Genomic DNA, 11371 nt, shown 5'->3' with positions numbered 1-11371 from the left:
CGGCGGGCTTTCTTTTTGGAGTGACCCAATGGCGGAGGAATGGCCCGAGGACCTGGAGCCCACAGAGGTCACCTGGGGCGTCGTCTACAACAATCGGGGGTTCACTTCCTCGCTGTCGAACGCCCAGCAGATCGTGGCTCAGCCTGGCTCCTACTGGAAGTGCACCATGACCTTCGGCTTCCTTTACGAGGAGGATGAACGCGAGCTGACTTCGCTGCTGGGCCGCCTGCATGGCATGTTCGGCACCGTGAACATCCCGTACCTCACCCGTACGCGCTCCGACAATATTGGCGCGCCGACTGTCGCTGTAGCAACCGCCCAGGCTAGCAGCATGCAGTTGCAAGGCCTGCTGGCCAGCCGAAAGGTGTTCAGCCGGGGCGACCTCATCACCATTAGGGGCGAAATGTTCGAGGTGGTGGAGAACGCCCTTTCTAACGCTGCCGGCAAGGCCGTGATATCAGTGAACAAGCGCATTCGCAAGCTGATCCCGGCCGGCAGCCCAGTCGAATACAAGAATCCGTACTGCGAAATGCGCCGCATGGATGACACCAACGAGTGGACCACCCAGCCGGTGGTGTCGAACTCGACCCTGCAATTCCGGGAGGCATTCTGATGGCCAGTGGCGTGTTTCCTTTCAGCCAAACCGTTGTCGACATCATCGCCAAGGGCAACTTTATGGCGGTGTACGCCTGCCAGCTGGACTTCCCTGATGGGATGGTCTTTGCGCACACCGGTACCGGCGACCTGGTCATCGACGGCATCACCTATCAGGGTGTTGGCAGCTTCGGTGCGGTAGGCCAGTCGCAGGAAAGCAGCAACTCGGGATCGCCCATGTCCGTTGACCTGACGCTTAACGGCCTGGACACCCAGATCATCACCGAAACCTCACTGAAGGGCTGCCGCGGCCGCAACGGCAAGCTGATGTTCGTTGTGTTTGACGAGGATGGCACCTACGCGGCTGACATTCTGTTCAGCGGGCGCATGGATGCCGCCAAGTTCTCCTACGCCGGCAACGGCGAGGCAGGTAACAGCATCACGGTTCCTCTGATCGACCGGATGGCCGAATGGAACCGAACCGGTACCGAGCGCTGGACCGACGAAAACCACCGGGCGCGCCGCCAGGATGACCGTTTCTTCTTCGCGATCGCCCAGATCGCTGACTGGCCCATTTACTGGGGCGCGTCGAAGGATGCGCCGAAGTTCACCTACGAGACATAGCTATGCGTAAACGCGATTGGACGACACAGCTTGCCCACACGATCCAGGCCGCCATTGAGCGGCCTTTTTCATGGGGCGAATTCGACTGCTGCTTGTTTGCCGCCGACTGCGCCCTGGCTGTGTGCGGTGTCGACCCCGCCGAGGACTACCGCGGCCGCTACTCGTCCGAGGCCGGGGCGAAGCGCTTGTTGAAGAAGCTGCATGGCTCGCTGGAGGGAGCCTGGGACGCATGCTTTGCCCGCATTCAGCCAGGCCTGCTGCAGCGGGGCGATATCGCCCTGTACGACGGGCCAAACGGCCGGGGTGTGGCGGTGTTCTGGGCTGATGAGTTTTGGTCGGTGTCTCCCGAGGGAGTCTGCCGTATCGAGTGTGAGCCGTTGACGGTGTGGAGAGTTGAATGAGTTCAGCAGTCAGCAAGGTTGCCCAGATCGCTGTCGGTGCGGCGATCGGCTTCGTTCAAGGTGGGCCATGGGGGGCCGTGGCCGGTGCGGCCCTGGCCTTCTACGTGTCATCGCAGCAGGACAAGCTCGATACCGGCTCGCTGCGTGCCAGTGAGCCATCCAGTCAGACCCTACGCTCGTCGAAGGCGGCTGCACGGTATTTGCTAGGCCGCGTGAGCACCGGGGGGGTGTTGGCCTGGGGCCAGGAGCAGGCGGGTGATCAGGCCGATGGCGAGTGGCTGCACATGGTCTATGTGCTGTCAGAGGGTGAGATCGACGGGCTGGAGGATATCTTCCTAGGCGAAGAGGTGATCGCGGCCTACGGCGCGCATGCGTCCTACGAGTTGATCACCAATCCTGTCCAGGTGAACGCCTTCCTCAAGGCCAATAGCCCCGATTGGCGAGACAACCAGATCGGTCGCGGTCTGTCGTTCGTGCGAGTTTCGTTCAAGTACAGCGCCGAGAAGTACCCGTCCGGCATCCCGGATGTGCGCTTCGTGATCCGCGGCCGCCGGGACATCTACGACCCGAGGATTGGTGCCACTGGCTACAGCGAAAACACTGCGCTGCATATCCTCTGGTTCCTCCGCAACCGCTGCGGTGTGCCGGACGACGAGATCGTGTTCGCCAGCTTTGCCAACAGTGCCAGCGTATGTGACGAGATGGTGGCCAACGCAGACGGCAGCACCGCCCCGCGGTACCGCTCTGGCTGTGTGATCGGCGCGGATGAGTCGCGCACTCAGGTGATGCAGAAGTTGGAGGCTGCTTGCGGTGGCAAGCTGATCCGTGTAGGTGGCCGTTGGATGCTTCAGGTCGGGGCCTACTATGGCCCGTATGATTTTGAGATCACCGAAGACATGGTCACCGGCACTGTTACCGGCAGCTCTGAGCCGTCCAACGATTCGGCGCTCAACACCGTGCGCGGCACCTTCATTGATCCGACGCAGGCCTGGGCCGAGACGGACTACCCCGAAGTGTCGATCAGCGAGTGGGTGATTGCTGACGGCGGTGAGGCCGCAGAAACCCTGTCGTTTTCCTATGTCAGCGACCCTTATCAGGCCCAGCGCCTGGCCAACATTGAGCTGCGCCGCCGCCGGGCCGGGGGAACCCTGTCGATTCCCATGAACTTCGCGGGGTACAACTGCCGGCCGGGCCGATCTGTGAAGGTCAACCTGCCTTCGCTGAACATGGTCGGCGAGTTCATTGTCACCGACTGGTCCATGAGCGCTGACAGCGGCTGCACTGTGTCGGTCTCGCAGAACGAGCCGGCGATCTTCGACGATGCCGTGGGTCAGCCATACAACCCTATCGGCTTCATCAGCCTGCCCACAGGCGGCCTGGGCAGCCCAACCGAGCTCAGCTGGTCTACCCAGGACAACGCTGAGGTGGTTCAGGGTACCCTGTCGTGGCTGGCACCCAATGGCGTGGTTACCGGCTATGCGATCACGGTACGGCAAGGGGCGACGGCGGTTCAGGCCCAGCAAGTGCCGGCTACTACCTTGCAGCTACCCCTTTCCGGCCTGCCGTCTGGCAGCTACACGATGAGCGTTGCTGCCGTCGGCCCGCTCACCCGCTCCGGTGAGGCCAGCATCGCCGTGAGCATTGATGGGCCACCGATTCCGGAGTCGTGCGTGGTTCAGGCCACCATCGACACCATCACACTGATCCCGGGTAACACTCTGCATGGCTTGAACGGCGGCACCTACGAGTACTTCTTCTCGACCAACCCGCAGGCAACGCAGGGCGAGTACCTGGGGCAGGGCTTGACCCTTACCCACACCGGATTGGCATTTGCGACCAACTATGCCTACTCCGTTCGCTCCAAGAACGCCTACGGGGTAAGTGCGTTCCTGAAGGTGGTGGCCTCTACGTCAAGTGACGTGGCCAACATGCTGGATGCATTGAAAGACAAGATCGAGAACGGCCAGCTTGCCCCGGCGTTGCGAGAAGAAATAGCCCTGATCTCCGGGCCGCCCGACCTTCCCGGATCGGTGAACAGCCGCCTGGAAGAGCTGGACGAGCAGGTCACCGAGATCACTGACCAGTTGGGCGATGCGGTCACGCAGGTTCAATCCAACCTCGACACCGCCACTCAGCAGGCTCAGCAGGCCATTGACCAAGTGGCCGAGGCAGCCCGGCAGGTGCAGCAGGATCTCGACGAGGCCACCCAGGACCTACAGGGCCAGATCGACGGCGTTAGCCAGATCGCCAAGTCGCTGCCGTACAACGCCGACAAAACCTACACAGCGGGCCAGACCGTGTTGGGCACGGACGGCAAGTTGTATCAAGCATCGAAAGCGGTACCGAAAAACACCGCGCCGCCCAATACCAGCTACTGGACGGATGTCGGTCAGGTCGTTCAGTCGGCCAACGGGCTTGCTGCCCGCGTTCAGACCGTGGAGACCAAGGTCACCAACCTGGAGGGTACCACCAGCTCCCAGGCCTCCCAGATCACCGGCTTGCAGTCTAGTCTGACCACCACCAACCAGAACGTCACGGCAGCCCAGCAGGCAGCACAGGACGCGGCGACCCTAGCGGGTGGCAAGGGCAAGGTCATTGTTCAGTCTGCAGCGCCGGCAGTTGCTGACCGCCTGGCGCAAAACCTCTGGATCGACACCACAGGCAATGCGAACACGCCGAAGCGCTGGAGTGGTACTGCCTGGGTAGCGGTCACCGACAAGGTCGCGACAGATGCAGCGGCAGCGGCAGCGAACGCGCTGACCGTGGCGCAGACCAAGGCCGATGCCTCGGTGGTCAACAACCTGTCGACCCGGGTCACTGATGCCGAGGGCGTAATTACGTCGCAAGGCCAAGCCATGACCGGCCTGCAAAACAGTTTGGTCACGACCAACCAGAACGTGTCCGCCGCACAACAAGCGGCGCAGGATGCGTCCACCCTGGCGGGCGGGAAGGGCAAGGTGATTGTTCAGTCTGCTGCCCCGGCTGCCGCTGATCGACTGGCGCAGAACCTCTGGATCGATACTACTGGCAACGCCAACACGCCGAAGCGCTGGAGCGGTACCGCCTGGGTAGCGGTGACGGACAAGGTGGCGACCGATGCGGCAGCCGCTGCGGCCAATGCATTGTCGGTCGCGCAGACCAAAGCCGATGCCTCGGCGGTTGATTCGTTGTCTACGACCGTGACTCAGCAGGGAAACTCCATTACGACGCAGGGCCAGGCACTCACTGGCCTCAACAACAGCCTGACCACCACCAACCAGAACGTCACCGCGGCGCAGCAGGCGGCGCAGTCCGCTTCGGACTTGGCCGGCGGCAAGGGCAAGGTACTGTTCCAGGCAACGGCACCGGTGGTAGCTGACCGTGTGGCCCAGAACCTGTGGATCGACACCACCAGCAGCGCCAACACCCCGAAACGCTGGAACGGCAATACTTGGGTGGCTGTGACAGATAAGGTGGCCACGGATGCAGCGGCTGCAGCGGCTGCGGCAAGCGCCTTGGCGCAGACCAAGGCAGATGCCTCGACGGTGACCGCGCTATCCAACACGGTTACACAACAAGGCAACACTATCACTGCGCAAGGTCAGGCGCTGACTAGCGTGCAGGCTTCGGTCGGTAGTCTTGCCGGGAGCGGGTCCAACCTGCTGCCTTCGCCTTATAGCTGGCTAACCTCAGCTCTCCTGCCCGGTGTTGCGTCGGGAGGGCATGCGACAATTTCCGGTCTTGCGGTGCCTGAGGCTGATACCGGATTTGGCTATAGATTCAGCACCAATGCCGGAACTGTCGTGACCACCAGTCTTTACTTGATGCTATCAGCAAGCAACAACGCGGACGGGCGAAACATCCGGATCGAGCCGGGTACCTACTTGGTTTCGATGTACATCCAGGTCAGTGCGGAGAGTCGTGGCCGTGTCTCGCTGTACGATGGGACGCACCGCTACTCCCCGGTGGTGCCACTGTCCACGACGCGAACCCGGGTGACATTCCCAGTGACGGTAACGGGTAGCGCGCTGGTATCACTTACCATTTATCCAAACACAGATGCGCTGGCTGGAATTGTCGCGATCATCGACTCGGTAATGGTCGAAGCTCGCATCGGTGAGAGCAATACGCCGTCTCCCTATGTCGCCGGTCCAACGGCTGGCCAAGTTGGGGCACTTGCTTCGACTGTACAGTCCATCGACGCTCGAGTCTCGCAAACCGAATCAGGTGTTAGTAGCCAGGGGAGTGCAATTACCGGTCTGCAGAATAGCCTCACGACCACTAACCAAAATGTCACGGCGGCCCAGCAGGCCGCGCAAGCAGCGTCCGACTTTGCCGGTAGCAAGGGCAAGGTGATCGTGCAATCGGCTGCCCCTGCGACGGCTGACCGCCTGGCGCAAAACCTGTGGATCGACACCACCAGCGGGGCTAACACTCCCAAACGGTGGAGCGGTTCTGCCTGGGTGGCGGTAACCGATAAAGTTGCCACCGATGCGGCTGCCGCGGCGGCAAATGCGCTGGCAGTGGCGCAGACCAAGGCGGACGCAACTGCTGTGAACAACCTGGGTACCCGGGTGACGAGTGCGGAAGGCAACATCGAGGCGCAAGGCACGGCTCTGACGAATGTCCAGGCCGCGGTGGGCAATATCGCCGGCAATGGTGCCAACCTGGTGCCGGCGGAATACGCCGTATTTGGCCCCACGCCTCCCGCGCTGGTGATGGGTGGCGGGCAGACAGCTGCGGTGGAAGCTGATCCGCATGGCTTCAACGGTTACGTGCTGCGCCTGCTTCAGACCTCCGGCAGTGGCACCACGTACTTTGCGTCGAGCAACATCTACTCGGGGGCAAATATCTCCCTCAAAAACAAGAAGTACATCCTGGCTTGGGACGCCAAGAGTACTTCCGGGGCCAAGCAGATGCAGGTCAGCCTGCGGACTATTGCAACCGACGGTGCCGTGAGGTTCGCACCTGGGCAGGATGTCGCCATTACCGATCAGTGGGGCCGGTACAGCGTCGTGTTCGACCTGACCAGCTCGGCCTTTGTGGCTGACCGGATGGTGGTGTGCATATCTGCGTCGCCCAACCCGAAGGATGGTATCGCGGTACTGATCGATCGAGTGATGCTCGAGGAGCAGGTCGGGACGGGCACCACACCGTCGACCTTCAGCATTGGCAACAGTGCTGCCCAGGTCGGCGCCTTGGCCAATGCGGTCAACCAGCTCGACGCCCGTGTGCTTCAGACCGAAACTGGCCTGACCTCCCAAGGCACTGCCCTGACAGGCCTGCAGAGCAGTTTGACCACTACCAATCAGAACGTGACTTCGGCCCAACAAGCCGCACAGTCTGCTTCAGACCTGGCAGGAGTGAAGGGCAAGGTGCTGTATCAGTCTGCTGCCCCGGCCGCAGCTGACCGCCTTGCGCAGAACTTGTGGATCGATACGACCGGCAATGCCAATACACCGAAGCGCTGGAACGGCTCGGCGTGGGTCGCGGTGACCGATAAGGTCGCTACCGATGCGGCTGCCGCTGCTGCGGCTGCGAACGCCCTAGCCGCCACGAAAGCGGATGCCTCGGCGGTTCAATCGTTGCAAACGACGGTGACGCAGCAAGGCAACACCTTGTCATCGCAAGGTAGCAGCATCGTCAACATCAGTGCAGCGCTAGGAAATTCGGCTCAAGAGGATGTGCTGCTCAATCCGACCTGGAACGCGGCAGGGCAACTCAAGACTGAGAACGGCGCGACTTATCAGATGGACTATGCGAACGCCACTGATTCTGGCGTGCCCGCCAATGCTCCTGCAGATAGGCTTTTGTGGCGGCTCAAGAAAGCGGCCGATACCGGCTGGGGTGGTAATGTCCTGTTGTCGGCCAACAAAATCGGTGATGCCTACCAGATCTTCAGTCGGGCAAACGCTGGGGATGTGATAAACCTGTCGTGCCATATGTTCTGTGAGAACGCGGTGGCCAACGCTGGGAAGATCGCAATCACTCCGGTCGATGCCGCCGGTGAAACCATGGGCGTAGGCAACATTCGGATCTTGGGGTATGTCGCAGCCACTGGCGGATGGCAGTTCCTTTCGGCTCAGTACAAGATTCCGGCTGGGGCGTCTGGGTTCAGGATCTACGTTGTGCCTGAGGGGGTCGCGCCGGCTGGCTTCAAGATGTGGGTCGCCAATCTCAAGGTCAGCCGGCAGGGCGCGGGTGAGGCGGCGCTGGCTTCGGCCACCCAAGCGCTCGACTCGAGAGTGTCGCAGACTGAGACAGGGCTGACTTCGCAAGGGTCGGCCATCACCAACCTGACCAACAGCCTGTCTACCACCAACCAGAACGTCACTGCAGCGCAACAGGCTGCGCAGGCAGCTTCGGACTTGGCCGGGGGCAAGGGCAAGGTGATCATCCAGAGTTCGACGCCGGCCACGGCTGACCGTTCTGCGGTGAACCTCTGGATCGATACCACGGGCAATGCCAACACGCCCAAGCGGTGGAGCGGCAGCGCCTGGGTAGCTGTGACGGACAAAGTGGCAACGGATGCCGCCACCGCCGCAGCGAGTGCACTGAGCCAGGTCGCGGCCAAAGCCGACGCCTCAACGGTCCAGGCCCTGAGCAACACGGTCAGCCAGCAGGGATCGACAATCACAGCGCAGGGAAGCGAGATCACCAACATCAAGGCTTCGGTCGGTGTGGTTTCGGCTGAAAACCTGCTGTTCAACCCGGCATTCGCGGACGGTCCGGTGTTCTCTGGTTCGCCAGGGTTTAGCGTACTGGCGCGCAATGATAGTTCGGTGCCATCTGGGGCGCCGTCGCCCCGGGTGGTGAAGTGGCCTGTGGCAACGTCTACCGGCAACAACTACCTGGGTTTCCAGAGCGCCCTCAACGTCCGGCCTCCCGAGAATGCGGTGACCTCGCAAATCTCGGTTGCGGCCGGCGAGGTGTATGACTTCGAGCTGTATGCCTACAGCTCGGGGGCGCGTCAGCACGGGTTGTGGATTCAGTTCTACGACCTCGAGGGTGCAAGCGTCGGCCACAACTGGGTGGTGGCTGCGGGTGATGGGGTTCGCCTCACTAACGTTGCACAAACCTGGACGAAGCTGACAGGGCAGGCCACCGTCCCGGCCGGATGCGTGCGGATGGCGATGACCTTCCGCGTGTCGGTAGGCGATGCCTCCGATGTGTTCCTGTCCTCGCCGATCGCACGCAAGCGCGCCGGCCAGGACAATGCCCAGGCGAGCGCACTTCAATCGGTTGACGCCCGCGTTTCGGTGACGGAGGGGGCGGTCTCCAGCCAGGGATCGGCCATCACCCAGCTGAACAACGCCGTGGCGGGCAAAGCGGACAACAGTGCGCTGCAGAGCCTCCAGGGTACGGTGACCCAGCAGGGCAACACGCTGAGCTCGCAAGGTCAGGCTGTTACGCAGCTGCAAAGCTCCATCAGTGGGATTGGGGGCAGTGGCTCAAACCTGCTGGCGGATGACTACAGCTGGCTGACCTCTGCCACTCTGCCGGCAACGGCCGTGGGCAGCGGTGTAGCCCGAGAGGGCGTGGCGGTACCCGAGGCGGACTCCGGCTTTGGCTACCTGGTCGGGAGCAGCAGCAACAGCTTCCTGATGTTGACCCCGACCAATAACCTGGCGGGCTGGAACGTGCGTATCGAGCCCGGTGTGTATCTGGTCTCGATGTACATCCAATGCAGTGCAGCCACCAACGGGCGCGTCTCGCTGTACAACGGCACGCACCGGTACGGGCCGACGCTGGCCCTGCCGACGACGCGTACTCGGGTGACCTTCCCGGTCACCGTCACGGACAGCGCGAAGGTGGGGATCACCATCTACTTCAACCTGAGCGCCGTTTCCGGGCTCACGGCCATCATCGACTCGGTGATGATCGAGAAGCGGGTAGGGGACAGCAACATGCCTTCGCCGTTCGTGGCCGGGCCTTCCGCGCGCGCGGTGAGTGGCCAGGCCACGGCCATCAGCCAGCTGAATACCACGGTGAACCAGCAAGGGACGGCGATCACCGCGCATGCTAGCCGCCTCGATGGCTTGTATGTCCAGGTGAACCCGGAAATGGAGGGTGATTCAACTGGCCTCGCTGGCGCTTCAGGGAGTTTTGTCGGCGTTTGGGCCGAACAGTCCGGCCGGGTAGAGGACGGGATTGCAACTGGCAGGCGGGTCGATACCGTGCAATCCCAAGTCGAAGGCGTCCAAAACCGAGTTGATGGGGTGCAAGGCTCGGTCCAGTTGGTCAGCGCATCAGTTCAGCAGGTTTCCGAGACGATCGCTGGTGTTGATGGGCGGGTCTCAGCCATGACTACGATCAAGGCGGAAACGATCACGGGTGGGCGCAAGGTGATGGCCGGCCTTGCGATAGGAAGTGATGGGCAGACAGGGGAGATCCTGGCTTTCGCTCAACGCTTCGCGATCGTCGATGAGTCGTCTGGGCAGGTGACCCTGCCGTTTGTTGTCTCGAACGGGCAGGTGTTCATCAACCAGGCGGTGATCAACCAGGCGTTCATCCAGAACATCGTGGCTGGTATGACGATTCGGTCCCAGGCATTGAACTCGCAGGGGCTGCCGCTGCTGGAGCTGAACTTTGTGACGGGTGCGGTGAGTATCCGGGGGCAGGATGCCAACGGCTCGACGCTACTGAACAACGCTGGTCTGTATGTCTACGACGCTAACGGCATCGAGCGTACGGCTGTGGGGAGGCTTACCTGATGGCTGATCTGTATGGACTTCGGACGCGGGATGCGTCCGGGGTCATCACCCTCGATACCACGATCACCTCTGTGCGATCGCTGAAGATGATGCAGGTGACCGGCAACGGAGAATTCGACCAGTACATCCCGATACCGGAGATCCAGGCGCAGTCCTTCGTGGTCGTAGATGCGCTATATGACGGAGGTGAAAATACGACAAGCCCGCAAGCTTGGGCGTCTACGGGGCAGCTGCAATTGCGGCAGCCCTATACCCGTACCTGGCAAGTGATGATTCTCTCGTTGGGTGGCGAGCCGTTCGCTGCCCCCGGGTCCTATGGCATCCGCGCCTCGAACAACAATATTCGAACGCAGATCGATTCGATCAACCAGGTGCTGACGGTCCGTTACAACGGCCGATTCAACATTGGATTTCAGGGGCCGGGCAGTAAAAACCAAGTTCAATGGGCCGATGTGGATTTTGCCGCACCCATCACTACGTACGAGCGGCCTTTGGTCTTTCTGAACGCTGATAACTACATGATGGTGGGTAATTTCTCGGTGAAGGGTAGCCCTGGGAATTGGACGGGGTTTCGGCTGAAGGCCTGGAACAATCAAGTGGCACACGGCGAAACCGCGCTCTATCCGATGATGATCAACTGGTATTGCGCGAGCTACCTGACCCCATCTTCTCCATCTGGAGTGTATGGGGCTTCGGTCCGCAATAGCTCAGGCAGTAGGACCTTTGTCACTACGGCTAACTTGGCCCTGCTCAATGGTCAGCCATCCTCAAGCTCATTTGTTCAGGCGGGGGATCCGATCGTCGGCGGCGCCTATTATTGCCCCAGTCAGCAAATGCCTTGGACAGGCAGCTACCAAGATTATGTGCTGGCCAATGCGTTGTTTTCGGTGACCAACATTGGCCAGACCACCCAACCACTGCGCGCAAACTTTGGGGGGTTCCTGCCGGGTAACCGGTCGATCCTGCAGATGTACTGCGACAACGGATCAGGCATCAATCCACTTACAGCCAATGGGCGGACGTTATTCGCGTCGAGGCCCATGAAGGCACTTTGAGGCA

Annotated in this window: 5 protein-coding genes; all 5 read left to right on the top strand. The window is 61.4% G+C overall.

Annotated features, from left to right (window positions below):
- Positions 1–28 precede the first annotated feature (28 nt).
- Genes AC5O5R_RS17130 through AC5O5R_RS17110 form a run of 5 tightly spaced genes read left to right on the top strand, consistent with a single transcriptional unit; the run spans position 29 to position 11367 of the window.
- The gene (locus tag AC5O5R_RS17130) at positions 29–613 is read left to right on the top strand and encodes a hypothetical protein (protein WP_494514564.1); all 585 of its coding nucleotides are present in this window, start codon (positions 29–31) and stop codon (positions 611–613) included.
- A complete protein-coding gene (locus AC5O5R_RS17125) occupies positions 613–1218 on the top strand; it encodes a hypothetical protein (RefSeq protein WP_076402815.1) in 606 nt (201 codons plus the stop codon). Before AC5O5R_RS17130 ends, AC5O5R_RS17125 begins: the two co-directional genes overlap by 1 nt.
- A gap of 2 nt (positions 1219–1220) precedes the next feature.
- Positions 1221–1619 carry a DUF6950 family protein gene (locus AC5O5R_RS17120; RefSeq protein WP_494514563.1) on the top strand — a complete coding sequence of 133 codons (399 nt, stop codon included), beginning with the start codon at positions 1221–1223 and terminating at the stop codon, positions 1617–1619.
- Positions 1616–10312 (top strand): phage tail tip fiber protein, encoded by an 8697-nt coding sequence (locus tag AC5O5R_RS17115; RefSeq protein ID WP_494514562.1) that lies wholly within the window; start codon positions 1616–1618, stop codon positions 10310–10312. Before AC5O5R_RS17120 ends, AC5O5R_RS17115 begins: the two co-directional genes overlap by 4 nt.
- Positions 10312–11367, top strand: a complete 1056-nt coding sequence (locus AC5O5R_RS17110; RefSeq protein ID WP_494514561.1) for a hypothetical protein — start codon at positions 10312–10314, stop codon at positions 11365–11367. Before AC5O5R_RS17115 ends, AC5O5R_RS17110 begins: the two co-directional genes overlap by 1 nt.
- The last annotated feature ends 4 nt before the right edge of the window (positions 11368–11371 follow it).

It is taken from the genome of Pseudomonas sp. 8_5_2, assembly GCF_059295255.1.
Note: the sequence above shows the minus strand (reverse complement) of the source record. Positions and strands in the feature narration are given on the sequence as shown.

Coding starts and splice junctions, on each gene's coding strand:
- AC5O5R_RS17130 (WP_494514564.1), top strand. CDS start 29: ATGGCGGAGGAATGGCCCGAGGACCTGGAGCCCACAGAGGTCACCTGG.
- AC5O5R_RS17115 (WP_494514562.1), top strand. CDS start 1,616: ATGAGTTCAGCAGTCAGCAAGGTTGCCCAGATCGCTGTCGGTGCGGCG.
- AC5O5R_RS17125 (WP_076402815.1), top strand. CDS start 613: ATGGCCAGTGGCGTGTTTCCTTTCAGCCAAACCGTTGTCGACATCATC.
- AC5O5R_RS17110 (WP_494514561.1), top strand. CDS start 10,312: ATGGCTGATCTGTATGGACTTCGGACGCGGGATGCGTCCGGGGTCATC.
- AC5O5R_RS17120 (WP_494514563.1), top strand. CDS start 1,221: ATGCGTAAACGCGATTGGACGACACAGCTTGCCCACACGATCCAGGCC.